This is a genomic window from Candidatus Zixiibacteriota bacterium (assembly GCA_040756055.1).
GTDB lineage: Bacteria > Zixibacteria > MSB-5A5 > GN15 > FEB-12.
On sequence record JBFLZR010000004.1, the window covers coordinates 44542 to 71334 of the forward strand.

Below are 26793 nucleotides of genomic sequence, written 5' to 3' on the forward strand. Positions count from 1 at the left end.
CTTTCCTTGCGCCCCGTTGTTAGTTATTATTATACATCATCTGATCACAAGCTGTTGGAAGGGGAAATGGTATGGAAGGACTGGCGTACCTTCGTGACCTGGTTTTCATTCTCGGATTCGGCGTTGTCATAGTCGCGCTGTTTCACCGTCTGAAGTTGCCATCCACGACAGGTTTTATTCTCGCCGGTATCATAGTCGGCCCGCAGGGACTTGGTTTTATAGACGATGTACACAAGGTGGAAACCCTCGCCGAGGTTGGCGTGGCGCTGCTTCTGTTCGGCATCGGCCTTGAGCTATCGCTGGAAAAACTCCGCCGGCTCTGGAAGCCGATTCTGGCGGGAGGATTTCTTCAGGTCGGCATAACGATTGTAGTGACATACGCGCTGTCGCGCTTCTACGGACTGCCGGGCAACTCCGCTGTATTCGTTGGTTTTCTCGTTGCTCTGTCGAGCACCGCTATCGTTCTCCGAGGACTTCAGCAGCGTGGCGAGGTCGACGCACCCCACGGCCGCCTGACGCTCGGTATACTGGTCTTCCAGGATTTCAGTGTGGTACCGATGATGCTTGCTATCCCCCTGCTGATTGGCACCGGTACCTCCGGCTCCGACCTGCTCATTGCGGCCGTTGAATCCGTTGCCATAGTCGTCGGCGTCCTGCTGGCGGCGCGAGTGCTGGTCCCCCGCATATTGAACCTTGTCGCGAGAACCCGTGAGCGACAGCTTTTTATTCTTTCTGTATTCGTAATCAGCGTGGGCACAGCGTGGCTGATCACAAGCTCGGGCGCGTCGCTGGCCATTGGCGCTTTCCTGGCCGGACTGGTCGTCGCCGGAAGTGAATACCGTCATCAGGCACTGGCCGATCTGATCCCCTTCCGCGAAGTTTTCGCCAGCCTGTTTTTTGTCTCGGTGGGGATGTTTTTGGCTCCAGCCACGATGCTCACCAACATCACGCCGATTCTCATACTTCTGGCAGCCATAATGGCCGGAAAGGCGCTGATCGTCTTCATTTCCGCCCTGATCCTGAGACTTCCCCCGCGGGTTGCCGCCCTTGCGGCTGTTTCGCTGGCGCAGGTGGGCGAATTTTCGCTCGTGTTGTTCTTTGCTTCTCAGGATACCGGCCTGCTCGACAGCGCCCTTGAGGCAAGTCTTATACCTGCGGCGATACTGTCGATGTTCCTGACCCCCATCGCCATCAGCTACGGACCGAATTTCGCCGCCGGTGTCGGTAAGATTCGAGGACTAACGAGACTGATGAAGGTCACCTCGGCGGAAGAAGCGCCCGAATCGATGCGCGGTCTTCGCGACCATGTCATAATCGGCGGCTACGGTTTCGCGGGCCAGCAACTCGCAATGGCATTAATGAGCGTGAATATCCCTTATGTGGTGGTGGATTTGAATGTTGAGAATGTCCGGAAAGCTTCAACCGAGGTCGGCAACACGTATTTCGGCGATGTCACCAGTGTTGAGGTGCTCGAGAAAGTCGGGGCTTCGAGCGCGCGAGAACTGGTGCTTCTGGTGAACGACACGCGTGCTACCGAGATGGCAGTAAAGGTCGCCCGGCGCCTGGCGCCAAATCTCACCATAGTGGCAAGGACGAGTTACCTTCTTGATATAGGGTCGCTGGAGAAGGCGGGGGCGGATTATGTCATCCCGGCCGAACGCGAAGCCGCGGTGGCTGTCACATCACAGGTACTCAAAAATCACAGTCTCGGCGCCGGACAGATCGATAATTATTGTTCGCAAATCCGCACCCGGAGCGAAGAGGAAATTTAGGCCTCGATATTGTCCTGCTCCGTCCGCGATATCCGTTCCAAACGAAAAGTGTTGACCACTTCGGGGTCGGGACAGCAGAATGTCCCCACGCCTTCCTGTTTCTCCCAGAAAAACGATCCGCCAAAACGCAATGCCGTGATAAACGGCATCAGCGAATTCAGCGCCCCCATACACATCCCGCCGGGGCTGTGTCTTTTGATATAGAAGACATCGCCGACTCTGTGGCCCGCCGGACAGTTTTTAATCTGCGAGATCAGCGTAATCTTGATGTCGTAAACCTCTGCCATAGTTGCCTCAAGTCATTTGGGATCCGCCGCAAACCGGCAGGTAAGTACCGGTGACGAATTTTGACCAATCGGCGCAGTAGAATAGAACGGCGCCGGCGATATCATCCGGCTCTCCAAGACGTCTCAGCGGCGTATGGTTGGCCACTGCTTCTTTCATCTGCGGCGGCTGATGCGCGGTGGCATCGGTATTGGTCAGCCCCGGAGCGACTACATTGACCCTGATACCGTGCGGACCCAGTTCCAGGGCCAGCCCTTTCGAGAACGCGTCAAGGGCCGACTTGGCGCTCGTGTGCGCGATAAATCCAACACCAGGAACCCGCGAAAGCCCGCTGCTGATATTCACGATACATCCGCCTTTGCGTTCAATCATGCCGGGCACCACCGCCTGACAACAAAAGAACGCGGCCCGCATTTCGTGCAGAAGCTTGTTTTCAAACCCTTCCCACGGAAACTGCACGAAGGGCACCACGGGAAAACTCATATTGGCGTTGTTAACCAGAATATCCACCGTCCCCAGTTCGGCTTCGGTCTTTTTGACCATGGCCACGACCTGTTCGCGAACCGAAACATCGGCGTGAATCAAAATAGCCTCGCCGCCGGCGTCTTTAATCTCCCTGACTACCTTCTCCCCCGCCTCTCTGTTCTGAACGTAGTTGACCGCAACTTTAGCGCCGTTGGCTGCCAGAATTTTAGCCGTGGCCGCGCCGATTCCACGGCTCGATCCGGTCACAACCGCGACCTTTCCTTTTAATATCATAAGGCCACCTCGGTGGGGATGAACATCCCCGGTTTGTTTGTGATGATTTTCCTCAAGCATAACAGTCTGACCAACAATAGTCAAGTCGACCGATTCAGCGAACGACCACTACACGCCTTGACAAGAGCCTCGTATGCTGGTATCGTAATAGTTGTCATCAGAAGTGTGTACTCAATGCTGAGCTGATTGCAGAACAAACCCATTGACACAGAAGGGGGCTGCCATGAGCGAACCTGTCAGAAAATCGGAATTCAGAAACACCGCCGAGCGAAACATAAAAGAGCTGAGTAAACGGCTCAATGAGTATTTCGCGCCGAAAGTTATCGGTGAAGTGAACGACGTCTTTATCAAGGTTACCAAGACGAAGGGTGAGGATGTTCCCTGGCACACGCACGACAACGAAGACGAGATGTTTTACATTCTCGAGGGTAGTCTTACGATGTTCGTTGAGAACGAGCCGCCGCTGACACTCGAGGCCGGGGAATTTTTCATCGTCAAGCAAGGTGTCAGGCACCGGGTAAGCTCGCGAGATGATTGCTGGATGATGCTTATCGAGAACAAGAGCACGAAGCACGTCGGCGACGCTATCTCGCACATCGCGAAATCAATCGAAGAACAGCTATAGCTTATATTCGAGGGAAAACGAAAGGAATCATCATGACGCAGGCCAAACGAACCTATCCCGTTGTCGATCTCCACTGTGATATGACCCACTACCTGGCCACTGTTGATAACGCCTCCCCCGATAACACGCAACAGGTTGGCTGCGCCACGCCATTCTTGAAGGAGGGCAAGGTGGCGCTGCAGGTGATGGCTATAAGCTCGGTCGAAGAAACGCCTGATTTGAGCGTCAGTAACGCGCAGATAGCATGGTACGGCAAACTTCTGGCCGACTACAGTGACTCTTTTACAACTTTTGGGGATCCGCAGGAAATCGACAGGATCTCTCAATCCGGCAAAACGGCGATAGTACCAGCTATAGAAAACGCCTCATCTTTTTGCGGCGCCGATGATTCACTCGAGGACGCTTTCATGTTTCTCGACCGGCTGATAGCCGATATCGGACGACCGCTATACATATCTTTGACTCACCACAGGGAAAACAGGTTTGGCGGCGGCAACACGACCGATGTCGGGCTGAAAGATGACGGCCGAACGCTTCTGCAGTACCTTAACGGCAAGAAGATCGCGGTCGATCTGTCGCACACCAGTGACGATCTGGCGCACGATATCATTGACCATATCGACTCAGCGGGCCTGAGGATTCCGATTATCGCCAGCCATTCCAACTTTCGGTCGGTGCACGACCATCGACGTAACCTTCCCGATGAACTCGCCAAGGAAATCATGAGCCGTCAGGGCCTTATCGGAATCAATTTCGTTCGTGCTTTCATGCACCCCTCGGACCCGGCGTATCTGATGAAACATATCGAATATGGTTTGAGTCTGGGCGGTGAGAAGGCAATCGCGCTTGGGGCTGACTTTTTCTATACCGATGACCACCCCGATCAGAGCCGAAGACCGTTTTATTTCCCCGAGCATGAGAACGCCGGGAAATATGTCGATATCCTCCACGACCTGACCGGCAGGTTCGGGGAGTCAACGGCAAATAATATAGCCAATCAGAATGCCCTGCGGTTTATGAAGCGGCTCGGATAAACGGGCATGGGGCTTTGAGCCATCGCGTAAAAAACCCGGTGAATCTGAAGATTCACCGGGCATAACCTAAGCGAAGATTCACCAGCACAACTTAAGTGAAGATTCACCGGGCACAACCTAAGCACAGATTGACCGGGCACAACTTAGGTGAAGATTCACCGGGCATCACGCTATAACATGAAATTAGTGCCATCACCCCTTTTCATCCAGAATATCCGAGAGCAAACCCGCTGCTTGCCCTGTCAGGGCACGGCATTTATCGCTGTCATTTTGTTCGCCGAATCCTTCCAGAAGCGTGCTGCACTTCGTGCAGCCGAATTCTTTTGCGAAACGGGCGCGGTATTCCGTCGCCAGGTCTTTCGCCTTCTGAACATCGACACCCGGTCTTGTCCTGCCATAAAGCAGGCCGATAGCCAAAACTCCGCCCGAAAGCGCCCCACAGAGCTCTTCGTGCGTGCCGCCTACGCCGCCGCCTAGGGCGGAAGCCACTCGCGGAAGTTCTCCATCCAGATCATTTATCCGCGACTCTATTGTCGCCAGGAGTACCGACTCGGCGCAGTTAAAGCCTGACGCCATGTAACTGTAAGCCTTCTTCTCTATCTTTTCACGTGACATACATTATCTCCTTAAGATGTCCTTCGACCTTGAGTTAATCCAACTTACATCAAAATCACTTGGATATCAATCCCTCTGCGGGGACTTGAAGTGGTTTTGAACTGCCGGTCCAACCTGCCAACAATTCACCTCCAAGTTTCTACGGCGGCTACCGAATTATTGTTTCATGATAATACAAAGTATATATTGTTCAGGCGTACGTCACGGGCCGGAAGAATCTCTCGAAGCGAGACGATGGAAGAATTATATCTGAAAACCCGCGGTGATTGGCGAAAATGGTTATCGAAAAACCGTAGCCGTAGCGAGGGCGTCTGGCTGGTCTTCTACAAAAAAGGCGCGGACAGGCCCTCTTTGGAATATGATGACGCGGTGGAAGAAGCCTTGTGCTTTGGCTGGATCGACAGCGTTATAAAGAAAATTGATGATCACAAGTATGTTCGCAAGTTCACCCCGCGCAAACCTTCAAGTAACTGGTCCGACCTTAACAAGAAACGCGTCGCCAAACTCGTCAGGACTGGACTGATGACCAATGCCGGACTGGCGCTGGTGGATGAAGCTAAGAAATCCGGCCAGTGGGACAAACCCGACCCTCCGTCGTTGCCTCCGGACTTACCCGATGAATTCAAGGCGGCATTGGCGAAGAACAAGAAGGCGAAGACGCACTTCGACAATCTCGCTCCATCGTACAAGAAGCAGTTCATCGGATGGATTTCGTTCGCGAAACGTCCCGAGACCCGAGCCAAACGCGTTGCTGAGTCTATCGCTCTGCTTGAGCGCGGCGAGAAGCTGGGGATGAAATAACGACTCGGAGGATCTGCACATCATTCTCATCAGGACTCGCCCCCCAAATGCCTGTTGACCTTGCCCTCTGCGGGGGCTATATTCGGTTTTTACTATAAGGAGATAATATGGCCGCCGCCTATAAGCAACCCGATGTTACCCCCGAAATGATTGAAAGCCACGGGCTTAACAAGGAAGAATACGAGAAAATAAAACAGATCCTCGGCCGCGAACCAAACTACACCGAACTCGGCATCTTCTCGGTCATGTGGTCCGAGCACTGCTCCTACAAAAACTCCATTGCCCTGCTCAAAACTCTCCCCCGCGACGGCGAAAGTCTGCTCGCCAAGGCGGGCGAAGAAAACGCCGGCGCGGTGGATATCGGTGATGGTCTGGCGGTCATTTTTAAAATCGAATCCCACAACCACCCATCGGCAGTCGAACCCTATCAAGGCGCGGCAACAGGCGTGGGCGGCATCCTTCGCGATATCTTCACTATGGGCGCAAGACCTATCGCCTCGCTCAACTCCCTGCGCTTCGGCTTGCCCTCGAATGGACGCGTGAGATATCTGGTGGATGGCGTCGTGCGCGGTATCGGCGACTACGGCAACTCGTTCGGCGTCCCGACCGTAGCTGGTGAAGTCTATTTCGATGAATCCTACACCGGCAACCCGCTGGTCAACGCCATGGCGGTCGGTATCGTGAAAACCAGCGAGATGGCGTCGGCGGTGATGAAGGGCGAGGGCAACCCGGTTATGATTGTCGGCTCCAAGACGGGCCGCGATGGTATCCACGGCGCGACATTCGCCTCCGAAGAAATCAGCGAAAAATCAGAGTCCAAGCGCCCATCGGTGCAAATAGGCGATCCGTTCACCGAGAAACTTCTCGTGGAAGCCACTCTCGAAATCATCCGCGAGGGGTTGATCGTCGGCATTCAGGACATGGGGGCGGCGGGTCTCACCTGTTCGTCATCGGAGATGTCGGCCAAGGGCAAGTCGGGTGTCGTAATAGATATCGAAAAAGTCCCCGTGCGCGAAACGGGCATGATCCCTTACGAAACGCTTCTATCCGAATCACAGGAGCGGATGCTGGTGTGTGTCAAGAAGGGCAACGAAGATAAAGTCAAAGCCATTTTCGATAAATGGGGTCTCGACTCGGTCATCATAGGCCGTGTCACCAGCGACGAAATGATGACGGTGAGGCTCAATGGTGAAGTAGTCTCCCGTATCCCCTCTGACTGCCTCGTGCTCGGCGGTGGCGCCCCGGTGTATCATCGCGAGACAAAGCGCCCGGCATACATGGATGAAATCGTGAAGATCGATCTGGCCGACTACCCCCTCGATCGCGACTGGAACGAGACCCTGCGCGCTATGCTTTCGGCTCCGAACATCTGTCACAAGGGTTGGGTATTCGATCAATATGATTCCATGGTGCGGACCAACACCGCTATCGGGCCTGGCTCCGATGCCGCGATTCTTCGTCTTCGCAAAACCAAAAAAGCCCTGGCCATGACCACTGACTGCAATGGAAGGTATTGTTATATCAATCCGCGTCTCGGGGCGCAAAGCGCGGTGGCCGAGGCGGCCCGCAATATCGTTTGTTCCGGCGGCAAACCGCTGGCGATTACCAACTGCCTCAATTTCGGCAATCCGTACAAACCGGAAATCTATTATGGCTTCGCCGAGTCAGTCGGCGGCATGGGCGACGCCTGCCGGGTGTTCGAGACTCCGGTGACCGGCGGTAATGTATCGTTCTACAACGAAGACCCCGCCCGAGCCGTGTTCCCCTCCCCTGTGATCGGCATGATCGGTCTGGTAGAGGACACTTCGCACATTACCACCCAGTGGTTCAAAAAGGATGGCGACATTGTCTTTTTACTCGGAGAAAACAAAGAACATCTCGGCGCGTCGGAATATCTCCACACGATCTTCCGCCAGACCAAAGGACAGGTTCCCCCGCTCGATTTACAGGCCGAACGACGCCTGCAGGACGCCTTGCTCGATGCTATCAAAAAAGGTCTGATCCGCTCGGCTCACGATTGCTCCGAAGGCGGCCTGGCTGTGGCGCTCGCTGAGTGCTGTATCTCGAATAGAGAAAATCAAATCGGCGCCCGGATCACGCTCGATGATTCTATCCGCGCCGATGCCCTGCTGTTCGGCGAGGTACCATCGAGAGTAATCATCAGTTGTGAACCATCGATGGTTAAGCACGTGTCGAAACTGTTCACCGGTGCGAAAGTGCCGTTCAAAGAGATCGGCAGAGTCGGCGGCGGACGCCTAAAGATAAATGATCTGGTCGATATCGACCTGGCTTCGATGGATGACTCCTGGTACAACGCCATGAGCCGATTCATGGAGAAGGTCAAGTAGTGTCTTTCTATCGCCGCCGATAGATCATATTTAGTCTATGGCATTGTATATCTTTTCAGACGCACATCTGGGATCCGCCTCGCAGGAGAAAGAGGCCCGGAAAGTCGCCGCGATTCGCGCCTTGTTCGAGAAGGTCAAGCTCGATGGTGACCGTCTCGTGATTCTGGGCGACCTGTTCGATTTCTGGTTCGAGTACAAACACGCCATCCCAAAGGACCACCATCAGGTGCTTTTCATGCTCAGTGAACTCATCGATCGCGGCATCAAAATCGACTATGTCAGCGGCAACCATGATTTCTGGATGGGCGATTTCTTCGAAACTCAGATGGGCATGAAGGTTCATCGTGACTGTCTTGAAATGGAGTACGATGGCCTCAAGCTGCATTTGATTCACGGCGATGGTCTGGCGCCGGCGGATCGCGGCTACCGCTTGCTGAAACGAATCCTTCGCAACCGGTTCAACATCTGGCTCTATCGCAAACTCCCCCCCGACTGGGCTATTCCGCTCGCCAAGGCCGTCAGCGGGTCATCACGCGAATACACTTCCCGCCGCGACCACACTTTCGCGCCGGATTATGAAGCCTACGCTCAGCGCAAGCTGGCTGATGGTTTCGATATCGTGGCGATAAGCCATCTGCACATACCTGTCGAGAAGAAGCTCGACGGCGGCACGTATATCAACACCGGCGATTTCATACACCATTTCAGCTATGCCCGTCTGGCCGACGGTAAAATTGAACTCGGTTTTCTCGACCAAAGCGAGTAGTCACAACAACGCAGTGCCCCACCCTCTGGGTTGGTTCTTCCGGCCACAAAAATAAACCAACGAGCAACCCACCCAAAGGGCTTGTTGAAGAACCTTTGCGCTGTTGTGTCAGGTCTTGATTTCTGCTTGCAGAAATTGTGACCTGACACCTAAGTTCAAGAGCTGCACAAGCGTCAGGTCACCTAAATCTGCTACGCGAATTTACATGACCTGCCACAACCAGGCACGAGGACTTCTTCAACAAACGTAGGGCGGTGGGCCACCCGATGGGTTTTCTCGACCAAAGCGCTATTGACACTCCTCGCTCCTGAGTGCATATTAAAATCAGAGGGTGGCTTCCTTGTATCCCCCCATCGGGGGTAAACGTCTTTTGTGTCCTCCAACAACATCGGTTCGACATCCGTGATTCTATTGTAAAGACAAACGCTTCGTCGCGACAGGCCGCAGCTTTCGCGCGAGCAGAAAGGCAAGGGAGGAAACATGCCAGTAGACAAACTAAAAAGCTTTCTTGACACCAACGATGTCAAGTACGTGTCCATCAGGCACTCGACCGCCTACACCGCCCAGCAGATCGCCGCTTCGGCCCACATTCCGGGCCGGGAACTGGCCAAGACCGTGATGGTCAAAGTAGGTGGTAAGATGGCTATGGCGGTGCTACCGGCCTCTTACAAGGTCGATTTCGGCGTTCTCCAGAATTTGATCGGCAGCGACAAAGTGGCGCTGGCCACCGAGCGCGAGTTCAAAGACCTTTTCCCGGATTGTGAGATCGGCGCCATGCCGCCGTTCGGCAACCTGTACGGAATGGACGTTTTCGTGGCGGAGAGCCTTCTCGAAGACAAGGAGATAGCTTTCAACGCCGGGTCGCACACGGAGCTAATTAAGCTCTCCATGAATGACTACGCCCGGCTGGTCAAACCGAAGGTGCTGAAATTCTCCCACAGAGTCTGATGCCACTAAAACGCGGAGACCGATTATGAAACTCAATGTTTGGGCGCTTGCCCTCACGGGCGGCATCCTCTGGGGTGCCGGTTTGTTCGTTATCACCTGGTGGATTATTCTTTTCGATGGCCCGACCGGCGACCCGACCTGCCTGTCCCTCATCTATCGCGGCTACAATGTAAGCCCATTGGGCAGCCTTATCGGGCTGGCCTGGGGGATGGTGGACGGTCTGATCGGCGGGGCGCTTTTCGCCTGGGTGTACAACTGGTTTGCCGGCAAGTCATCCGTAAAATCCACCTGAGCCCCCGGCAAGAAATCAGGCAGGTCGAAATCCCTTGTTTCCTAATCCGCCATCGGCGGGCCCGTTAGGGTCGCCGCCATCGGCGGGGAGGTTTCGACAATCAAGGCCCACCCATAAGACCGTGTAGCCACTCGGGTTAACCGGGCAAATCCGGGCGGGACAGCAAAAAAAACTATTGACGACCGGACTTCATGCCGATATATTAAGTGTGAATGTTAGTCATTGTTAATTAGTTATTGGTCAAGGTTTTTATCTATCTCGAACTCCTGAATAAAATTAATCCTAAAATATAGGCGCAATAGTGCGCGAGAACGTGTTTGTCCGCTGCCGCGGGTCGGCCTTTGTCCAAACTTGTAGCTGCGGAAAACCAAGCTGGAGAACATAATGAATATCTACGTCGGCAACTTGTCGTACCAAGCGACAGAAGAGGATATTCGCCAGGCCTTTGAAGCCTACGGGCAGGTCACAAACGTCAACATCATTAAGGACCGTTACAGCGGTGAATCCCGCGGTTTCGGTTTCGTTGAGATGGCATCCAAGGATGAAGGCTTAGCCGCCATCGAGGGTCTCAACGGAAAAGACCTCAAAGGTCGTGCTCTCAACATCAACGAAGCCCGTCCGCGTGAAGAACGCGGTGGCGGCGGCGGTGGTCGTAGAGACGGCGGTGGCGGTGGCCGTCGCGGCGGCGGTGGTCACGGTGGTGGCCGTCGTGAGGACTGGTAGAGTCTTCTTTTCATCTGCCGATCAATAGATTTTGGTCGACGACTTTTAAGGGGCCGGTTTCAACCGGCCCCTTTTTCTTGCGGCTGGCTTTGCCCCGCGCGACTCCCGATTTCCACTTGCGAAGATTAGCACCCCTTCCGTTGTGTCAGGTCCTGATTTCTGCTTGCAGAAATTGTGACCTGACACAGGAGCAAAACACCGTCAGGTGACATCCCGAAACTATCGGGACAACACCTGACGGAACCTGAGCCCGAAGGCGTAAACAAAGACGGAAATTCAAACCAGTTGTGTCGAAGGCTGATTTCTGCTTGCGGAAATTGTGACCGCCTCCGTTGTGTCAGGTCCTGATTTCTGCTTGCGGAAATTGTGACCTGATACATAACTTGGACTGCAGAAACAAAAGCCAAATCACCATCCGGCAAGAGGGAGAAAAGCTCATGAAATACGGCGCGAGAAACGAACTGATCGGCAAAGTTACCGAGATCAAAAAAGGGGACATCATGTGTCAGGTCAAACTCGATATCCCCGCCAATTCCAAAATGCAGTCAGTCTTCACGGTAGATTCACTCAATGACCTCGGCCTCAAAGAAGGCGACCCGGTCAAAGTGGTCGTTAAGGCCATCCATGTCCTGCTGGTGAAAGAATAGTCTACCGCCGGGCGGGCTACCGATTCGGCTCAAAAAAAGATTTTACAAATCGGCCGGAAGTTACGTCTTTGGAATGAAAACGATTTTAGCACATTGTCGAGGGAGGAACAATCTTGAGACACTATATCATATTGCTGGGCGTGGCGCTCATAATCGCCGCCGGATGTTCATCCGACAAGAGAGTTACGTATCAACCGATTGAAGAGCCTGATCCGTACCTGACCGCCGTAGCGGTCGATTCGATTGGCCAATCCTGGTATGCCGGCCATTACGCCGAACTGCGATACGTTGAAGTCACCGTGTTCACGACGGTAACCAGTCCCTGCTGGGAGTACAGTCACATCGAAACCAGTAACATCGGCCCAAATTACTACGTGAAGGTCTTCGTTGCTCGTGACAGTAGCGACTCCTGTCCAGCAGACACTACGGTGATTCCGGTGCGAATATTGATTACCCTGTCTTCGGAGACATTTGAAATGCCCGACTCCGTGTTTTTCTGGCAGGACGAGTCAACGTACCTTGAGGTAGAATACACCGGCGGAGGAATAGTTTGATCAGGCGCTCGCAGCCTTAGCTCGGCCCCTGCGATCCGCCAACTCCCGCTGAAACGGATTGCCTGCTTGCCAGCCGGTGCGGCCGGTCGCGCGGTAGTGCTCAAGCCTGCGAATCGTTATCTCGGCGAAAATCGGATCAATATCAAGCGTAATACACTTCCTGCCGGTGCGCTCGCAGGCCAGAAGGGTCGTGCCGGAATGACTGAAGAAATCCGTTACTATATCTCTTCTTCCAGATGACGCCTCGATGATCCGCTCAATCGCTTTCAGCGGTTTCTGGCCGTAACATCCGTTCACATTCTCCTGCATCCGGTAAAAGACCTGCTGTATATCCACCCATACATTCCCCGGACGTATATTAGGTGATTTCCCGCGTTCCAGATTCTCGGTCATCTCACCATTGACCTCTTTGTAGTATCCGCGAAGAATTTTCGGAATATCCGTGTATTGAACTTCAAACGACGGCTCCCCTTTGGTGTAGTACAGAAGCTCCTGACGAACCGCCATCCAGTTTTTCTGGGTACCATAGCCGCGCTGATTGCGCATAGTGATAAATGACCGCGACTGAAACAGAGTGCCCGCCATCATGAGCATGAACTGCGGCAGCGGCTGGAAATTATCGTTCTGATCCGCCCCCAGCCAGACATAGAGAGAGGAGTCATCGGATAGCACAGCGTATGTGTTATCAATCCACAGGCGGCACCAGTCGATGAATTCATCGACCGACTGTTTCTCGAACATCACCAGATTGTAGGGTGGGTCGTGTACCGCCAGAGTGGCGCGATGCGTACCGAATAGGCTTTTGATGAACTCGCTGTCGGCGGCATCACCACAGGCTACGATGTGACCATTCAGGGGGTCGTGCCAGGTATCGCCCGGTTTCAGGCGGCAATGCGGGAGAAGTTTTTCGCGGATTTCACCGGCGTTGATATCGAGCCTTGGCAGTACGTGATGTTCCATACCGCCAAGCAATGATATCAGCCGGATGGGTCAACAAAAATGATGAAGCTTGGTACCGGTTCTGTGTACGAGAACTCTCGCTGTGATCAGTAAAGCACGCCTGTCAGGCTGAACACGATCTGTGAGAACGTATCCTCGCCTTCGCCGTAGTCTATTTTGCCCGTGGCGAAGCTGGCGTATAACTCGATATGTCTGGTGATCTCATACCCGCTGCCGACCAGTATCCCCAAACCTGACGGCATCCCCCAGTCATCATCCGCGCCCTCAATACCCAGCGCCGCCGTAACGAACATCGAACGACCCGCAGGAGCGAAATAGCGCCGGTAGCCTACCCCCCAGAACCCCTGAAGATCCCTGTCGTCCCACGCGACAAGTGACCCATCGAGCGCTTCACGGTAGGCAGTCTGGGAGTAGATGGCGGCGTCTTGTATCAACAGCACGACATCGTTTTCATTGAACGCATATCCGGCCATCAAATTGACCACCAGACCGGAGCGTTCAAAATCTTCCGCCGGATTACCCTCCGTGCCTTTCAGCAGGGGCGCTGCCCCCAGCCCAAAGCCCAGAACGAGCCCTTTTCGGTTGCCGTCAAACGCCAACGCCTGACTCGCCATGAGCAGGACGGCAGCCACTATAAGAATTACTCTGGTCGCTTTCATCTCACCTCCGCTAACTACAATTTTTGGCAAACTAAATTTCCACCGAATAAGGCGCTAGTAGATCACACCCGTAAAACTGAGCATGAACTGCGAGAATGTATAATCGTGAGCATCGTGACTGGCCGTACCGGCAGCATAGCTCGCGTAGAATTCCAGATGTTTCGTGAATTCGATGCCTCCCCCGACCAACAGTCCAAAGCCGCTGATAAACCCTGTTTCTTCTTTGGACGCACGTTGCTCACCAAGCGCCGCCGTGACAAACAACGATCGCCCGGCTGGATCCATATACCGTCGGTACCCTATTCCCCGAAAACCTTGATAGTCCGTATCTCTGGTTTTGGAAAGCGATCCATCGAGCGCCTCGCGATAAATGGTTTCGGTATAAAAAACTCCGTCATGCACAACAAGCACAACGTCTTTCTCGCTGAGAGCATAACCGGCTATCACGTTTCCCGCGAAACCGCCTTGCGCAGATTCCTCCTCGGGATCATCCAATGAACCGTGCACCCAGGGTGAAAAGCCCAACCCCAGCCCGAGGACGACTCCTTTTCGTTTGCCGTCAAATGCCGATGCTTGACTGGCGAGAATCAGAACTATAACTGCCGTAAGAATTACTTTGAGCCGATTCATAATACCTCCCTCGTGGATTTCTATGTCCTGCTGATTCTGCCTTAAGATAGACCAAGGGCTCCCGTCAGGCAAGCTAATCGTTTTGCGGTTTCATCGTGCTCATACCACCAAAAAGCCGGGCTCCGCAAAGACCCCGGCTCGAATACAAAACAGAAATTTCTTAGAAGGCGATGGCGCTGATTACCAGACTCATGTGGTTATGCCCGAACTCGATGTCAGAGCCGAAAAAGTCCACCGACGTTTTTCCGCCCGAGAAGTACATACTCACCTGAACATGCCTCGTGAACTCATACCCGGCCCCGATCAAGTAGGCTCCCTTGGCATCATTGGCATCAATATCCTCCTCTTTGTAGTAGCAAAATCCAAGACCGGCCACGGTAAAGAATGACTTTCCCTGCGGTCCGAAGTAGTGATACCATGATGCTCCGCCAAACCCCTGCCCGATAGACGTGCTGTAAATCTCGTACGCCGTGACATTGCTTTCGTAAACGAGCATATTGAATTCATCCCAGGCGTAGCCGATTACGATGTGAGCCCCAACGCCGACCTTGCTTTCATCGAGATCACCCAGTGATACTCTGGCTATCGGGCTGACCCCCAGACCTCCGCCCAACACAAACCCTTTGCGCATGCCATCAAACGACCACACGCTTCCCGCCATCAAGACGACAAGCAGAAACAATACTGACACTCTGACAAGCTTCATAAAGCCTCCCGAAATTACGACGTTAACATGTAAGAATTCACACCAAGGTATCGATTTTTTCTGCCCCCTCGCAAGTGCTTTTACACCGGTTTTTTCCAGCTCTCCAACCAGTTGTCCAAAGTCGTCGTGCTCGCGCCCAGAATCTCGTTTGCCTCAGATGGATCAACATCTTCATCGAACCCGGAGAAATACTCGAAAAACGGAACAATCAGCTTAAGCACGCCCATGCCCGGCATGTGCGACAGAAACTTCGCCATCCCGAACGACACCACCTCGGGCTTGAGATCAGGATAATGCTTCGCGCAGAACTTTCCCAGCGCCTCCATCATGGTCATCTTATCCGGCCCGAGATTATAGAAGCATTTGTTCGCCGCCGCTTCGCTTCGAAACGCCGTCGATACCTGCCGGGCGAAGTCCGACGCCGCCAGCCAGCCGAACTTTGTCGGCTGCTCGCCGAGCACAACCGCTTTACCCTGCTGGATAAAACTCGGAAGCGACTCGAAAAACCACGACGGCCTCATGATCGTGTACGGCACGCCGCTGTCAATCACCGCCCGCTCGGCTTTCACCTTGGCGTCGAGATATATGATGCCGCCTTCTTTGCCTTTCGAAGACGCTCCGCTGATCATGCCGATCCGCTTGACTCCCAGTTGCGACGCCGCTTTCGCCACGTTGGCAGTACCGTTGATCTCAATAGCCTCATACTTTTCCGGATCCAGCTTCGAATTCAAATTGAGATATACAAAATCATGTCCCTCGATGGCACCAGCCAGCGTCTCCGGTTTGGTAACATCGCCCTCGACCACCGCGTAACCATCGCCCAGCGTCCCCCTGGCTTTCTCGGCATTGGTCGACATAACCGACACCTCGAAACCATCCTGCTTGAGCCTCCTTGCCACCGGAAGTCCCAACATCCCCGTTCCGCCGATAACCAGAATCTTATCTGCCATTTTGAGTCCTTTCTTATTCATGCCCACCCGATGGTGCGGGCGTAATACATTCAATTCTAATTAGTTAAAGAACGGCTAAAATGGCCGCTGATAAAAGAACAAAAAAGTCAAATTCCCCGAAAATAATCGCTTGATTTTCATGGCGTTACAATCGATGATATAAAATCCAGTATATTAATTTGATAATTAGCTAATTTTTTGTATTATATAGCGTTATGGACGACAAAATTCTCTGGGCCCCCTGGCGGGCCGAATTCATTCTGAGCAAAAAGGAAAAGGGATGCATCTTCTGTAAGCGACTGAAGATGAAAGACTCCGTGAAGAACCTTGTCATATATCGCGGAAAAAATAGTTTCGTTATCCTCAACAAGTTTCCATACAACTCCGGCCATACCCTTATCGTTCCCAACCGACATGTCGGCCAACTTGAGAAACTGACCGAGCAGGAGTCAATCGAGTTCTTTGAGCTGACCCGCAAGACAGTCGCGGTTATCAAGAAAGTCCTCAATCCCGGTTCGCTCAATATCGGCATGAATCTTGGAAAAATTTCCGGCGCCGGTATTCCCGGTCACGTTCACATGCACGTTGTGCCACGCTGGCACGGCGACACCAACTTCATGCCGGTTATCGGCAAAACCAATGTCGTTTCGGTTCCTCTCGAACCGATTTATGAAGCTTTGAAGAAGGAATTCGCCGCCTTATGAGCGCCCGCAAGAGAATACCCACTAAAAGCGAACTGGTTCGTCTTCAGAAACTGTACAAAACCGACGAGAAGATCGGTGAACGTCTTGGCGGTGTTCCGGCCTACCTGATCGCGTACTGGCGCAGGAAGAAAAACGTCCCGAAGCATTCGCTTCCGAAATTCTCGGAGAAGGAAATTCGTGATTTGTGGGAGCGGTTTGGTGATGATGACAAGTGCGGCCTCGAACTGGGTATCTCCAAGGCGGCCTTTTACAACTGGCGACGTCGCTATGGCATCCGCGAGAAGCCGGCATTCCTCAAGCTGGAACAGCTGGAACTGAATTTCCCCGGCCTCAAGCTTCATCCGACCACGAACTCCCTCTATGGCAAAAAGACCGTGTCGCAGAAGATTATGGCACGGGCGGCGCAGTTGGAGCGTCTTGAAATCGGTCAAACGATTGAAGTCGAGCCTGACCTTATTGTGTCGCATTCGGACACCGAAACGATTATCGAGCATTTCAAAAAACTCGGCAGCGAACTGGTGTGGAACCCGGGGCGGATTGTGGTCTCGCTTGCCGATGGCCTGTCGGCCGAGCGGCCGGACCTGCCGGCGGCCCACCAGAAAATTCGCGAGTTTGTCAAAAGACAGGGAATAAAATCATTCTACGATGTCTCCGAAGGGGTCGGGCACCAGGTGGCTCTGGAGAGAGGCCACATTATCCCGGGTGCCTTTGTCGTCGGCACTGACCCGTACAGCGTGGCATACGGATGTGTCAGCGCCTTTTCATCGGGAGTCACTGTCGAGCAGGCTGCCGAAGTCTGGGCTACCGGAACAGCCAAATTCCAGATCCCGCCGACTATTCGAATCGACATTAATGGCCGACGAGCTCGCGGTGTCTATGCCCGCGATATCGCTCTTCTCATTGCCCGCCAGATGGCCGCCGTGGATGTTAAGGGCAAGACAATCGAGTATTACGGTAATGTCGTCTCACGGATGAGCATCAGCGAACGGTACACCCTAACAAACCTCACGCTCGATGCCGGTGTTCTTACGGCTATCTGTCCGTTCGATTCCACCACGCGACGGTTCCTGACGGGACGAATCTCGACCAATTATGCTCCTGTAGTGGCCGACAAAAACGCCGAGTATCACCAGATTTACCAGATGAATATCGACCACCTCACCCCGCAACTTGCCCGCTGTGGCGAGGCCACCGATATAACACCGGTGGGAGAATCTGAAGGTCTCGCGGTCAATGTCATTATACTCGGCACCGGAAGTAACGGCCGCTTCGATGATATCCGGGTGGCCGCCGACATTCTCAAAAATAAGCGGGTCAGTTCCGACTGTCGGCTGATCATCTGCCCTGCCTCGCGGTCGGTCTATCTGGAAGCGCTCAAGAAAGGGCTTATCAGAGTTCTGGTAGAAGCGGGCGCGATTGTCACCTATCCCGGTTACTGGGGCTCACTGGGGCAGGGGCAGCTCATGATAGCTCCGGGCGACAGGGTTCTGGCGACATCGGATTGCGGCCTCGCGCAGAGGCTTGGATCCGACAAAGCCGAGATTTTCCTTTGTTCCCCCGGCACCGCCGCCGCTTCGGCTCTCAACGGCTCGATTACCGATCCGAGCCGATACGCCAAGTAATCCAAATCAATCCGTCCTCATAAAAAAAGCCGGGTCAAAACAACCCGGCTGAATAAGCAAATAAACTTTGCAAGACTAACGTTTCGGAGGTTTCCAGACTTCCCAGACCTTCCCGACCAGAGCCGGACCGGGCTTCAATGTCATATCCCCCGGCTTCCACTCAGCGGGAGTGGCCTCGGTCCCCTTGGACTTGCGGACGAGCTGGAAGGCTTTGACCTGCCTGATGGTTTCATCGATATTGCGTCCCACCGGAGGCGTCAGGTGCTCCATGCCCTGAATGACACCATCGGGATCGATAATAAACCGCCCCCTGAAATTGACGCCCGAATCCTCATCGTAGACGCCATACACGCGGCCGATGTGCCCGCCGGCATCGGATATCATCGGAAACGGTATCCCGCCGTCAACCATCTTCGACAGTTCGGCCTCATGCCAGACTTTGTGAACGAATTGGGAATCGACAGAGCACGAAAAGACTTTTACGCCAAGTCCTTCGAGTTCTTTATACGAAGCAGCGACCGCTGCTAATTCTGTCGGTCAGACAAAGGTGAAATCACCGGGGTAGAAGCACAGCAGAACCCAGCTGCCCAGCGACTCGGACAATTTAACCCTTTTAAAGTCCCCCTTAAAATAGGCCGGCGCCTCGAAATCAGGGGCTTTCTTACCAACCTGAACGGCCATCTTTTTCTCCTCCTTAATGGTTTCATCTTTCACGGACACCGGTTCGTCCTGCTGACCGAGCACTTTGCCGCTCGGCCTGCCGCATCCGGATGATTCTGCCATATTGCCTCCTTGGAAATCCACTGTACGCTAAATTGTCAACTTGAACACCCTAAAATACACATTTAGCGCTCCACCGCAAGCTTCCTCGGAGTTTTTTTGCTCACAAAGCTTATCGTGGTGAACTTTCGTCTATCATTCGTGTTTAGAACTTTGCAAAACGACGGTAATACAAAACAAGAAAGGATGAATCGTGGAAAGAAATAACGTAATCAAATCGCAGGGCAAGCCCCTCACCCTGGTCGGCAAGGAACTCAAAGTCGGCGATAAGGCCCCGGATGTCACCCTGACAGACGGCACTTTCTCGCCCGTGAAATTGTCCGACACCAGAGGAAAGGTTCGCCTCTTGTCAATCGTTCCTTCGCTGGACACTTCGACCTGCAGTATTCAGACACGGACTTTCAACAAAGAGTTGGCCCAGATGGCCGATAAAGTTGCCACTTACACAATCTCGGCCGATCTACCGACGGCCCAGAGTCGATACGCCCAGGAAAATAACATCGACAGGATGAGAATGCTGTCGGATTACAAAACGGTATCATTCGGAGAAAACTACGGTCTCCTCATAAAAGAAAACAGGCTTCTGGCCAGAGCCGTGCTGGTTGTTGACGAAAACGACACGATCACCCACATGCAGATTGTACCGGAGGTCAGCACCGAGCCGGATTACAAATCCGCCCTTGAGGCTTTGAAGAAAGCCGTTAACAAGTAAACGCGGTGGTAGGGGAAAACAAGAAAACGCCCGAAAGGGCGTTTTTTCTTAGGTTGCCGGGCCTTCCGAATCGCTTTCCGCCGACTCATCCGGCAGCGTCTGGGGACGGGCCGAGTCCAAATGGCGCGATAAAGGTGTAAACAGAAAAAGGAAAAGCACCATACCGGGAAGGAAAATCGGGATATAATATACCCAGAGCGGCACGTTTACGCTTGGCTGGTCGGGCGGTGGCGACGATGGCTCGCCATGCCTGACCCATCCCCCCTCACCATCGGGCTGCCAGCAATCTTCACCCGATAGAAAACCGAACGACGGCCCGTAGATACCCTGCAAAATCAGCGATGGTATCAGGTAGAGAAGCACGATCGCAAAAAGGAAAATAACTCTGTTTCGCATAGCGCATTTAAAGGGTTTTAACGCGCATTGTCAATTACAAGCATGCCCGGTCGGACCTTATAAATTGAGTTTGCCAACCAATAGTGGCGAGATTATAATCTACTGAAATAGCTTAAGGAGGCAAAATGAGCAATCCCTGGCACGAAGTCAGTCCGGGGAGCCATATTGAAGATTCGTTTTTCGCTATAATCGAAATTCCCAAAGGCTCGAAAAACAAGTACGAACTGGACAAGAAAACCGGCCTGCTTCTAGCCGACCGCGTTCTCTACAGTTCGGTTCACTACCCGGCCAACTATGGTTTTATTCCGCAGAGTTTCTGCGACGATGGCGACCCGCTCGATGTTTTAGTGCTTTGCCAGGAGCCGATTACCCCGCTGTGCATGGTCGAATGCAAGGCAATCGGGGTCATAACGATGCGCGACGAAAAAGGTCAGGATGATAAAATTATAGCCGTCCACGCCCACGACCCGGCCTACAACAGTTATCACGATATCTCAGCTCTGCCGCCTCACGTCATAAAAGAGCTCCAGCGTTTCTTCGAGGACTACAAAATTCTCGAGCACAAAGAAGTGATAGTCGATAGCCTGCGGGGGCGTGTCGATGCCGTCAACAGTATAAAAGACGCTCTGAAACTATACCGGAAGATGGAAAGCGAACTCAAAGAGTAAACAGGGCAAAAGGCAGCAACTGATCGGAGGATAATATGGCAGAAAAAGGTCAACCGCTCCCCACGCAACCGTCGCTTGTCGGCAAAAACATCTTTCTCAGACCGACCACCGCTGAGGATATCATAAATATCCATGTCTGGTTTATGCAATCAGAACCACAGGCACAAAGCGAACGCCCCATAAAATTCAGAACCCCGGCGGAAGCTGCCGAAGCCTTCAAGAATCAGGAGAAGTCTACCGACCGGCAGGCCTTCACAATCGTCCGCAAGGAAGATAAGATACCGGTGGGACAGATCACATTTTTCAATTACAATCCTCTGAATCGCTCCGCCGAACTGGGCATATTAATCGATCCCGATGAACGCAAGAACGGCCATGCCGCCGACGCTATGCGTGTTTTGATCAAATACCTTTTCAAGTATCGTGACCTCAATAAGGTTCATGCCTCCACCGCGAAATTCAACAAAGCGGCAGTCGCTCTGCTGGAATCGGTCGGGTTCAAAAAAGACGGCGCCCTTCGCAACCACCATTTCTACAACGGCGAATACTACGACAAGCTCGTCTACTCGATGCTTCGATTTGAGCTGGATTGGTGAGAACGCGACATATCGCTGATCAGGCCATAAAAAAACCGCTCCACACCGGCCTGGCATGGAGCGGAGATACTCTCAACTGAAGCCCTAAAAAAATCCAGACACCTTACCCGTCCCGTCGCCACGGCTTGTTGTGCCGACGGTTGCGGCGATCGCGACGGCTTCTGTTATCGAAATTGCGCTGATTGTTGTCGCGTTGCTGATTGTCCGGTCGCAGCTGACTGTCGCGCTGAGGATGATCCTGCCGGCCCTGCGGCTGTTGCCCGGATTGCTGCTGAGATTGCGCCGCCGATTCGTTCGGATCCTTTTTCTTTACGAAAGGGAGGTCCGGTATGGGAGGAAGTTTCCACTCTCTCTTCGGCGGTTCCTGCTGAGGGGGTGGTGCTGGAGGCGGAGTCGGCTGCGACTGCTGCGGTGGCTGTTGTTGCACCGGCGGAGTCGGCTGCGGCTGCGATTGCTGCGGTGGCTGCTGTTGCACCGGCGGAACCTGTGGCTGGGGCGGCTCCGGCTGTGGCGGGGGAGGCGGCGGAGACTGCTCGGTTGGATCAGTGGAAACTTCCAGCCACGCCTCATCTTCGATTTTTATCTCGCCGCTGCGCAGCCCCGCAACCATATCATTCAGTTTTTTCAACTCCTCCCGCGCCTTCGCGGTAAAATCACTCCCGGTCGAGGCATACAGTACCGATCGGCAAACATTTATCACCGCCAACTTTTTGAAATTGTCCGTTCCATAGACCGCGGCCTTCTCCAGCGAACCGCCCTGAGCGCCTACACCGGGAATGAGAAGCGGCATATTGCCGGCCACATCACGAAGCTCTTTGATGTGTTCCGGTTGAGTCGCTCCGACAACCAGGCCACAGTTGTCATCCTTGTTCCAGTACGATACCTTCTCCGCGACTATCCGGTACAACGGCTTGCCGTCACAATTCAGATGCTGGAAGTCTTTGGAACCGGTATTGGATGTCAGACAGAGAACGAAAATCCCCTTGTCTTCGTACTCCAGAAACGGGCGCATGGAATCATAGCCCATATAGGGACTGAGCGTCACCCAATCGGCCCGGAATCTTTGATAAAGCGCCTCGGCGTAAAACGACGCCGTGTTGCCGATATCGCCGCGCTTACCGTCGAGAATCAAAACCACATCTTCAGGCATATGCTGAACTACCGAGGTCAGAAGAGAGATGCCTTCGGGGCCTTTATTCTCGTAGAAGGCCATGTTGGGTTTGTAGGCACAGACCATATCCGAAGTAGCTTCAACAATCTGCATCACGAAATCGTACATGCCTTTGATGCTCTTGGTAAATTCCGGCGGCATCCTTTTCGGGTCCAGATCCAGACCCAGGCATATCATGGACTTGTTTTTGTCCTGTATCGATCTAAGTTTGTCTACTGCACTCATCAGTATTTCCTTACCTTGCCAATGAGTTCACACGCTGAACTCAGCTTCTTTTTCCTCAGATACTCTTTGAGACCATCAGCGATGATCACCGGAGCATCGGGACGCACGAACAGCGAGGTTCCCACCTGGACCGCCGTGGCGCCGCATAACATAAACTCCACTACATCTTCGGCGGTGGCAATTCCGCCGATTCCGATAATCGGGAGACTGCACTTTTCATAAACCGCGTTCACCATAGCCAGCGCTACGGGTTTTATCGCCGGGCCGGTCAGGCCGCCTTTGTTGTTGGTCAACCTCGGTCGCCAGGTGTCGGTGTCAATCGAGGTGCCTACCAGCGAATTGATCACAGAAAAAGCGTCCGCGCCGCCCTGCTGGGCTGCTTGAGCGATGGTGGTTATCGAGGTCACGTTGGGCGAGAGCTTCGCTATGAGGGGACGGGAGAATACTTTTTTTACCGCCGCCACCGATTTTTCCGTCATCGCCGGGTCGGAACCAAACTCCATCCCGCCTTCATTCACGTTCGGACAACTGATATTGAGCTCGATCATATCAACCCGCTCGATGTCGTTCAATCGACTGCAGACCTCGACATACTCCTCGAGTTTCGAGCCGGCCACGTTGACAATTACTTTCGTCTTTTGCTTTTCGAGAAACGGAATCTTCTCGGTGATAAAACGGTCTACCCCAACGTTGGCGAGCCCGATAGCGTTGAGCATCCCCGATGCCGTCTCGGCCGTTCTGGGCGGCGGGTGACCTTCGCGGGGATTGAGCGTCACCGACTTGGTTACCAGCGCCCCCAGTTTGGACATCGGAAAAATCGCCGCCAGTTCCTCGCCGTAGCCGCAGCAACCCGAAGCTGTCATTATCGGCGTGGCGAACTCGACGCCGGCGATAGAGACTTTAAGATTCGGCGTCATAACGCCACCTCACCGATTTCAAAAACCGGTCCGTCCTGACAAACCCGGGCATATCCGCCTTTGACAAGTGGAACCACACAGCCCAGGCAGATTCCCACTCCGCACGGCATCGGCGCCTCGAGCGAAAGTTGTCCGGGAACACCCAGTCGCAGACCAAGTTCGTTGACGGCTCTCAGCATACCATCGGGACCGCAGCCATAAAGCCGCATTTTCGCCTTGTCGCCGCTTTTTATGTACCTCTCCACCGGACCTGTCACAAGGCCCTTTTCCCCATAGGAGCCGTCTTCAGTCACCGGATGAAAAGTGACGCCCAGCTTTTTGATGCGGGTTCTTTCAAGTATGTCCGAAACGGATCGCCCGCCGTAGAAGAATTCGATATTTTTGGGATCATAACCCCGGCGGACCATCTCGGTCGCCATGTAGAAAAGCGGCGGAAACCCCACTCCCCCGGCCACCATGATCGCTTTTTCGCTCTTTTTGGGAAGTTTGAACGACACGCCGAGCGGGCCGAGAAAATTCACGCGGTCGCCTGGGTGAAGCATACTGAGCAGCCGTGTCCCCCGGCCAACCACCTTGAAAATGACCTCAATCTCGCCGCTTTCAACCAACACGCCCGCAACCGACATCGCTCGTCTGAAGAAGATGTCTGTCGATGGAATGTGAACGTGAACAAAATGTCCCGGCTGACACTGGTCAACACGGGAGTAGGTCTTAAAGACCATGGAGAAGTAGTTGTTTTTGAGGTCGCGCTTTTTTATCAAAAACGTGTCTTCGCACGTCGGCTTTATCATCGCAGGTGTTCCGGTTTTCTGACCTGAAATCTGTAAACCATCCAGCTATCCTGTTGCTCCTGGGGTATCCGCATCGGGTCGAATATCATTGACGCCACAGCCTCGCTGGCCTCGCGGTTAATTTCTTCGCTCTCACAGCGAATTTTCAGGATATAATCCGTAACTTCACCCGAAAAATCAAGGAAGATTTGAAAATACAGGTCGCCTTCCCAGCCGAGCCGATAGGCCTCAACCGGATAGATAAACTCCTCGCGGATTTCCACCGGCTCAATTGGAGCGTTCTTGATAGGCTCTCCGTTGGGACCGATGTAAACGGCCTCGATTGGTGTCAGAGCTTGCTCATCCTCCTGGACCGCACCCGTATCGGCGGCGAGATCATCGGTTATCCTCTCGTCTCGAACATCGGTGGTATCCGGCCTGGGTTGCCTGGCTTTACTCTGAGGCCGGTTGACTGCCAGACGGTTTTCCGCCTCCAGCGCCCAGTCAGTACCGGGGAACGAGTCAACGAACTCGGTGTAGGCCCAATAGACCGATGAATCCCCGGGGCTGTTGTATTGCTCCTGAAGCCAGATCAAACTGAATTTGGCCTGAGGATAATACTTGCTGCGAGGAAAATTATCGGCAATCACCCGATAGTAAAAGCGAGCCGAATCGATATTCTCCTGATCGACCAGGAACTTCTCCGCCTTGTCCAGATATATCTGAGCGTAACCGGTATCGGCCGGCGTGTCTTTCAATTCCAGGGCCTCCAGCGCCTGCGGTACATAGTCGGATCGGGGATAACGCTCCAGCACCCGCTCGAACAACTCACGAGCCTTAGTCGAGTCTCCAAGATTGTCCCGATACATTTGCGCCAGCGCCACCATTGCCTTGGGAGCGATGGTCGATGACGGGAAGGAATCAACGACATACTGCATCTCAATCATGGCCGAATCCGGCTTGTTGAGACTGAACCAGTACAGCTCGGCCAATTGGTACTGGGTGATCGCGGCCTCATCGATTACTTCCTGGGAGGCCGTCGAATCAAGCGCCGCCCGGGCGTATGTTTTGATCTTGCCTATATCCGATGAACGCTGGAGCGCGTCGAGCCCAACCACCGAATTACGGTCGAGTTTCACTGTCTGGTCGTAAAATTCTTTAGCCTTCGGCAAATCGTCGTAATCGAACTGATGAATCAGTCCGAGACGATACGCCGCTTCGGCGGCGATCTGCTTTTTCTCCTCCTGCTCCAGCACTTCGGAATAAATCTGCTCGGCCTGCGCTATATCTTCGGCGTACTCGTATCCCGCCGCGATTTGAAGTCTTATCACCGCGAGCGAGTCGAAATACGTTTCGTCAGTAGCCAGCGTTTGGAGATAATCGAGCCCGTCGGAAATCCTCATCAGGCGAAAAGCCGCTTGAGCGGCATAATACAGCGAGTGATACTTCTCATCGGGCTCCGGCTTCATTCCGAGAACCTGAAGATACGCTCCCAGCGCCGCCCGCGAGTCGAAATCATTGTAGTAACCATCGGCTATCATCAACTGGCCCATCTTCTTTTCACTATCGCTGCCCAGCGAGTCGCGGATAGCCTGAAAATACTGACGTGACCTCTCGTAATCCCGCTCATCAAAGTGGTAGTTCCCAAGCGCTATGGCCGCCTCGACTTTGTACTCCCTTTTGAAATCGGAGCGGAATATCTTTTCGAAAATTTCCATGGCCGGCTTCTCATCGCGCAGGGCAAGCTTCGATTTTGCCAGATAAAGCTCGGCCTCCTTGCCGAACTTGGAGTCCGGGTAGTTGGCCAGAAGTTCCCTCATGCGACGCTCGGAAGAGATGTATTTCTCAGTGTAAAAATATGATACCCCCAGCACAAAAAGAGCGTCATCGTAGTACTTGGAATTGGGGTAGTTTTCAATCACCTTGAGGGATTTTTCAATGGCGGTCTCGTACAGCCCCGTATTTATGCGTCCGCGCCCGAAGGCGCTCGCTCTGCGGGATTTCTCGGCCTCGTTGAAAGCCTTCTTCGCGTTGTAGAAAGTATTCCAGTAAACACAGCCACCCAGCGAAGTCAACGACAGCGCCAGAATAATCAAAATAAACGTTCGGTATTTTCTGAAAAACATCAGGTTATAGCCTATCTCACTGGTAACTCTTA

30 protein-coding genes are annotated in these 26793 nt (G+C 53.4%); 16 read left to right on the forward strand and 14 right to left on the reverse strand.

Annotated elements, in window-relative coordinates; all coding sequences use genetic code 11:
• The first annotated feature begins 71 nt into the window (after positions 1 to 71).
• Entirely contained in the window at positions 72 to 1772 is a 1701-nt protein-coding gene (locus AB1483_08430; protein ID MEW6412482.1) for a cation:proton antiporter, read from the forward strand.
• On the opposite strand, the gene AB1483_08435 is transcribed toward AB1483_08430, so the two are convergent.
• The gene (locus tag AB1483_08435; protein ID MEW6412483.1) at positions 1769 to 2059 is read right to left on the reverse strand and encodes a TIGR04076 family protein; all 291 of its coding nucleotides are present in this window, start codon (positions 2057 to 2059) and stop codon (positions 1769 to 1771) included. The genes AB1483_08430 and AB1483_08435 overlap by 4 nt on opposite strands.
• Before the next feature lie 7 nt (positions 2060 to 2066).
• Positions 2067 to 2816: an SDR family oxidoreductase gene (locus AB1483_08440; protein ID MEW6412484.1), complete on the reverse strand. Its 750-nt coding sequence runs from the start codon at positions 2814 to 2816 to the stop codon at positions 2067 to 2069.
• 223 nt (positions 2817 to 3039) lie between these two features.
• On the opposite strand from AB1483_08440, the gene AB1483_08445 reads away from it, so the two are divergent.
• Together AB1483_08445 and AB1483_08450 are read left to right on the forward strand one after the other, a co-directional pair.
• Positions 3040 to 3441 carry a cupin domain-containing protein gene (locus tag AB1483_08445; protein ID MEW6412485.1) on the forward strand — a complete coding sequence of 134 codons (402 nt, stop codon included), beginning with the start codon at positions 3040 to 3042 and terminating at the stop codon, positions 3439 to 3441.
• A gap of 32 nt (positions 3442 to 3473) precedes the next feature.
• Positions 3474 to 4475 (forward strand): membrane dipeptidase, encoded by a 1002-nt coding sequence (locus tag AB1483_08450; GenBank protein ID MEW6412486.1) that lies wholly within the window; start codon positions 3474 to 3476, stop codon positions 4473 to 4475.
• Between the two features lie 192 nt (positions 4476 to 4667).
• Here AB1483_08450 and AB1483_08455 read toward each other — a convergent pair whose 3' ends face one another.
• Complete coding sequence (locus tag AB1483_08455; protein MEW6412487.1) at positions 4668 to 5090, reverse strand: C-GCAxxG-C-C family protein; 423 nt, start codon at positions 5088 to 5090, stop codon at positions 4668 to 4670.
• Between the two features lie 234 nt (positions 5091 to 5324).
• Here AB1483_08455 and AB1483_08460 point away from each other — a divergent pair, with 234 nt between their 5' ends.
• The 8 genes from AB1483_08460 (at position 5325) to AB1483_08495 (ending at position 12169) form a co-directional block, all read left to right on the forward strand.
• On the forward strand, positions 5325 to 5891 hold the full coding sequence (locus tag AB1483_08460; protein MEW6412488.1) for a YdeI/OmpD-associated family protein: 567 nt from the start codon (positions 5325 to 5327) through the stop codon (positions 5889 to 5891).
• 107 nt (positions 5892 to 5998) lie between these two features.
• Positions 5999 to 8239 carry a phosphoribosylformylglycinamidine synthase subunit PurL gene (gene purL / locus AB1483_08465; protein ID MEW6412489.1) on the forward strand — a complete coding sequence of 747 codons (2241 nt, stop codon included), beginning with the start codon at positions 5999 to 6001 and terminating at the stop codon, positions 8237 to 8239.
• A gap of 37 nt (positions 8240 to 8276) precedes the next feature.
• On the forward strand, positions 8277 to 9005 hold the full coding sequence (locus AB1483_08470; protein MEW6412490.1) for a UDP-2,3-diacylglucosamine diphosphatase: 729 nt from the start codon (positions 8277 to 8279) through the stop codon (positions 9003 to 9005).
• A gap of 480 nt (positions 9006 to 9485) precedes the next feature.
• A complete protein-coding gene (locus AB1483_08475) occupies positions 9486 to 9953 on the forward strand; it encodes a YbaK/EbsC family protein (protein MEW6412491.1) in 468 nt (155 codons plus the stop codon).
• Between the two features lie 25 nt (positions 9954 to 9978).
• Positions 9979 to 10245 carry a bacteriophage holin gene (locus AB1483_08480; GenBank protein MEW6412492.1) on the forward strand — a complete coding sequence of 89 codons (267 nt, stop codon included), beginning with the start codon at positions 9979 to 9981 and terminating at the stop codon, positions 10243 to 10245.
• Positions 10246 to 10629: 384 nt separating this feature from the next.
• Entirely contained in the window at positions 10630 to 10968 is a 339-nt protein-coding gene (locus AB1483_08485; protein MEW6412493.1) for an RNA-binding protein, read from the forward strand.
• 437 nt (positions 10969 to 11405) lie between these two features.
• Complete coding sequence (locus AB1483_08490; GenBank protein ID MEW6412494.1) at positions 11406 to 11615, forward strand: TOBE domain-containing protein; 210 nt, start codon at positions 11406 to 11408, stop codon at positions 11613 to 11615.
• A gap of 113 nt (positions 11616 to 11728) precedes the next feature.
• The gene (locus AB1483_08495; GenBank protein MEW6412495.1) at positions 11729 to 12169 is read left to right on the forward strand and encodes a hypothetical protein; all 441 of its coding nucleotides are present in this window, start codon (positions 11729 to 11731) and stop codon (positions 12167 to 12169) included.
• Here AB1483_08495 and AB1483_08500 read toward each other — a convergent pair whose 3' ends face one another.
• The 5 genes from AB1483_08500 to AB1483_08520 all read right to left on the reverse strand — a co-directional run bounded on the left by AB1483_08500 (position 12170) and on the right by AB1483_08520 (position 16074).
• Positions 12170 to 13129, reverse strand: a complete 960-nt coding sequence (locus tag AB1483_08500) for a site-specific DNA-methyltransferase (protein MEW6412496.1) — start codon at positions 13127 to 13129, stop codon at positions 12170 to 12172.
• A gap of 86 nt (positions 13130 to 13215) precedes the next feature.
• Positions 13216 to 13788: a hypothetical protein gene (locus tag AB1483_08505; GenBank protein MEW6412497.1), complete on the reverse strand. Its 573-nt coding sequence runs from the start codon at positions 13786 to 13788 to the stop codon at positions 13216 to 13218.
• A 54-nt stretch (positions 13789 to 13842) separates the two neighbouring features.
• The gene (locus AB1483_08510; protein MEW6412498.1) at positions 13843 to 14418 is read right to left on the reverse strand and encodes a hypothetical protein; all 576 of its coding nucleotides are present in this window, start codon (positions 14416 to 14418) and stop codon (positions 13843 to 13845) included.
• Positions 14419 to 14578: 160 nt separating this feature from the next.
• Positions 14579 to 15124 carry a hypothetical protein gene (locus tag AB1483_08515; protein ID MEW6412499.1) on the reverse strand — a complete coding sequence of 182 codons (546 nt, stop codon included), beginning with the start codon at positions 15122 to 15124 and terminating at the stop codon, positions 14579 to 14581.
• An 80-nt stretch (positions 15125 to 15204) separates the two neighbouring features.
• On the reverse strand, positions 15205 to 16074 hold the full coding sequence (locus AB1483_08520) for an SDR family oxidoreductase (GenBank protein MEW6412500.1): 870 nt from the start codon (positions 16072 to 16074) through the stop codon (positions 15205 to 15207).
• Positions 16075 to 16289: 215 nt separating this feature from the next.
• On the opposite strand from AB1483_08520, the gene AB1483_08525 reads away from it, so the two are divergent.
• Together AB1483_08525 and AB1483_08530 are read left to right on the forward strand one after the other, a co-directional pair.
• Positions 16290 to 16778 (forward strand): HIT domain-containing protein, encoded by a 489-nt coding sequence (locus AB1483_08525; protein ID MEW6412501.1) that lies wholly within the window; start codon positions 16290 to 16292, stop codon positions 16776 to 16778.
• Positions 16775 to 18400, forward strand: coding sequence for an aconitase family protein (locus AB1483_08530; protein MEW6412502.1), 1626 nt, complete (start codon positions 16775 to 16777; stop codon positions 18398 to 18400). The genes AB1483_08525 and AB1483_08530 overlap by 4 nt, the downstream gene beginning before the upstream one ends.
• A 75-nt stretch (positions 18401 to 18475) precedes the next feature.
• On the opposite strand, the gene prxU is transcribed toward AB1483_08530, so the two are convergent.
• Positions 18476 to 19183: a thioredoxin-dependent peroxiredoxin gene (gene prxU, locus AB1483_08535; GenBank protein MEW6412503.1), complete on the reverse strand. Its 708-nt coding sequence runs from the start codon at positions 19181 to 19183 to the stop codon at positions 18476 to 18478.
• A 190-nt stretch (positions 19184 to 19373) separates the two neighbouring features.
• Here prxU and tpx point away from each other — a divergent pair, with 190 nt between their 5' ends.
• Positions 19374 to 19892, forward strand: coding sequence for a thiol peroxidase (tpx, locus tag AB1483_08540; protein ID MEW6412504.1), 519 nt, complete (start codon positions 19374 to 19376; stop codon positions 19890 to 19892).
• A 48-nt stretch (positions 19893 to 19940) separates the two neighbouring features.
• Here the strand turns inward: tpx and AB1483_08545 are convergent, their stop codons facing one another.
• Entirely contained in the window at positions 19941 to 20288 is a 348-nt protein-coding gene (locus tag AB1483_08545) for a hypothetical protein (GenBank protein ID MEW6412505.1), read from the reverse strand.
• 125 nt (positions 20289 to 20413) lie between these two features.
• On the opposite strand from AB1483_08545, the gene AB1483_08550 reads away from it, so the two are divergent.
• Positions 20414 to 20956, forward strand: coding sequence for an inorganic diphosphatase (locus AB1483_08550; GenBank protein ID MEW6412506.1), 543 nt, complete (start codon positions 20414 to 20416; stop codon positions 20954 to 20956).
• Between the two features lie 35 nt (positions 20957 to 20991).
• The gene (locus AB1483_08555) at positions 20992 to 21552 is read left to right on the forward strand and encodes a GNAT family protein (protein ID MEW6412507.1); all 561 of its coding nucleotides are present in this window, start codon (positions 20992 to 20994) and stop codon (positions 21550 to 21552) included.
• Positions 21553 to 21655: 103 nt separating this feature from the next.
• On the opposite strand, the gene pyrF is transcribed toward AB1483_08555, so the two are convergent.
• From pyrF to AB1483_08575, 4 genes are read right to left on the reverse strand one after another with little or no spacing between them, the layout of a single operon-like run.
• On the reverse strand, positions 21656 to 22948 hold the full coding sequence (gene pyrF / locus AB1483_08560; protein ID MEW6412508.1) for an orotidine-5'-phosphate decarboxylase: 1293 nt from the start codon (positions 22946 to 22948) through the stop codon (positions 21656 to 21658).
• On the reverse strand, positions 22948 to 23865 hold the full coding sequence (locus AB1483_08565; GenBank protein MEW6412509.1) for a dihydroorotate dehydrogenase: 918 nt from the start codon (positions 23863 to 23865) through the stop codon (positions 22948 to 22950). The genes pyrF and AB1483_08565 overlap by 1 nt, the downstream gene beginning before the upstream one ends.
• Positions 23862 to 24656, reverse strand: a complete 795-nt coding sequence (locus tag AB1483_08570; GenBank protein ID MEW6412510.1) for a dihydroorotate dehydrogenase electron transfer subunit — start codon at positions 24654 to 24656, stop codon at positions 23862 to 23864. Before AB1483_08570 ends, AB1483_08565 begins: the two co-directional genes overlap by 4 nt.
• Complete coding sequence (locus AB1483_08575; GenBank protein ID MEW6412511.1) at positions 24653 to 26761, reverse strand: tetratricopeptide repeat protein; 2109 nt, start codon at positions 26759 to 26761, stop codon at positions 24653 to 24655. Before AB1483_08575 ends, AB1483_08570 begins: the two co-directional genes overlap by 4 nt.
• Between the last annotated feature and the right edge of the window lie 32 nt (positions 26762 to 26793).

Coding starts and splice junctions, on each gene's coding strand:
- AB1483_08550 (MEW6412506.1), top strand. CDS start 20,414: ATGAGCAATCCCTGGCACGAAGTCAGTCCGGGGAGCCATATTGAAGAT.
- AB1483_08480 (MEW6412492.1), top strand. CDS start 9,979: ATGAAACTCAATGTTTGGGCGCTTGCCCTCACGGGCGGCATCCTCTGG.
- AB1483_08515 (MEW6412499.1), bottom strand. CDS start 15,124: ATGAAGCTTGTCAGAGTGTCAGTATTGTTTCTGCTTGTCGTCTTGATG.
- AB1483_08500 (MEW6412496.1), bottom strand. CDS start 13,129: ATGGAACATCACGTACTGCCAAGGCTCGATATCAACGCCGGTGAAATC.
- purL (MEW6412489.1), top strand. CDS start 5,999: ATGGCCGCCGCCTATAAGCAACCCGATGTTACCCCCGAAATGATTGAA.
- AB1483_08435 (MEW6412483.1), bottom strand. CDS start 2,059: ATGGCAGAGGTTTACGACATCAAGATTACGCTGATCTCGCAGATTAAA.
- AB1483_08555 (MEW6412507.1), top strand. CDS start 20,992: ATGGCAGAAAAAGGTCAACCGCTCCCCACGCAACCGTCGCTTGTCGGC.
- AB1483_08530 (MEW6412502.1), top strand. CDS start 16,775: ATGAGCGCCCGCAAGAGAATACCCACTAAAAGCGAACTGGTTCGTCTT.
- AB1483_08525 (MEW6412501.1), top strand. CDS start 16,290: ATGGACGACAAAATTCTCTGGGCCCCCTGGCGGGCCGAATTCATTCTG.
- AB1483_08440 (MEW6412484.1), bottom strand. CDS start 2,816: ATGATATTAAAAGGAAAGGTCGCGGTTGTGACCGGATCGAGCCGTGGA.
- AB1483_08485 (MEW6412493.1), top strand. CDS start 10,630: ATGAATATCTACGTCGGCAACTTGTCGTACCAAGCGACAGAAGAGGAT.
- AB1483_08450 (MEW6412486.1), top strand. CDS start 3,474: ATGACGCAGGCCAAACGAACCTATCCCGTTGTCGATCTCCACTGTGAT.
- AB1483_08520 (MEW6412500.1), bottom strand. CDS start 16,074: ATGGCAGATAAGATTCTGGTTATCGGCGGAACGGGGATGTTGGGACTT.
- AB1483_08575 (MEW6412511.1), bottom strand. CDS start 26,761: ATGTTTTTCAGAAAATACCGAACGTTTATTTTGATTATTCTGGCGCTG.
- AB1483_08445 (MEW6412485.1), top strand. CDS start 3,040: ATGAGCGAACCTGTCAGAAAATCGGAATTCAGAAACACCGCCGAGCGA.
- AB1483_08565 (MEW6412509.1), bottom strand. CDS start 23,865: ATGACGCCGAATCTTAAAGTCTCTATCGCCGGCGTCGAGTTCGCCACG.
- AB1483_08430 (MEW6412482.1), top strand. CDS start 72: ATGGAAGGACTGGCGTACCTTCGTGACCTGGTTTTCATTCTCGGATTC.
- AB1483_08475 (MEW6412491.1), top strand. CDS start 9,486: ATGCCAGTAGACAAACTAAAAAGCTTTCTTGACACCAACGATGTCAAG.
- AB1483_08490 (MEW6412494.1), top strand. CDS start 11,406: ATGAAATACGGCGCGAGAAACGAACTGATCGGCAAAGTTACCGAGATC.
- AB1483_08545 (MEW6412505.1), bottom strand. CDS start 20,288: ATGCGAAACAGAGTTATTTTCCTTTTTGCGATCGTGCTTCTCTACCTG.
- AB1483_08505 (MEW6412497.1), bottom strand. CDS start 13,788: ATGAAAGCGACCAGAGTAATTCTTATAGTGGCTGCCGTCCTGCTCATG.
- AB1483_08470 (MEW6412490.1), top strand. CDS start 8,277: ATGGCATTGTATATCTTTTCAGACGCACATCTGGGATCCGCCTCGCAG.
- pyrF (MEW6412508.1), bottom strand. CDS start 22,948: ATGAGTGCAGTAGACAAACTTAGATCGATACAGGACAAAAACAAGTCC.
- AB1483_08570 (MEW6412510.1), bottom strand. CDS start 24,656: ATGATAAAGCCGACGTGCGAAGACACGTTTTTGATAAAAAAGCGCGAC.
- AB1483_08510 (MEW6412498.1), bottom strand. CDS start 14,418: ATGAATCGGCTCAAAGTAATTCTTACGGCAGTTATAGTTCTGATTCTC.
- AB1483_08460 (MEW6412488.1), top strand. CDS start 5,325: ATGGAAGAATTATATCTGAAAACCCGCGGTGATTGGCGAAAATGGTTA.
- AB1483_08455 (MEW6412487.1), bottom strand. CDS start 5,090: ATGTCACGTGAAAAGATAGAGAAGAAGGCTTACAGTTACATGGCGTCA.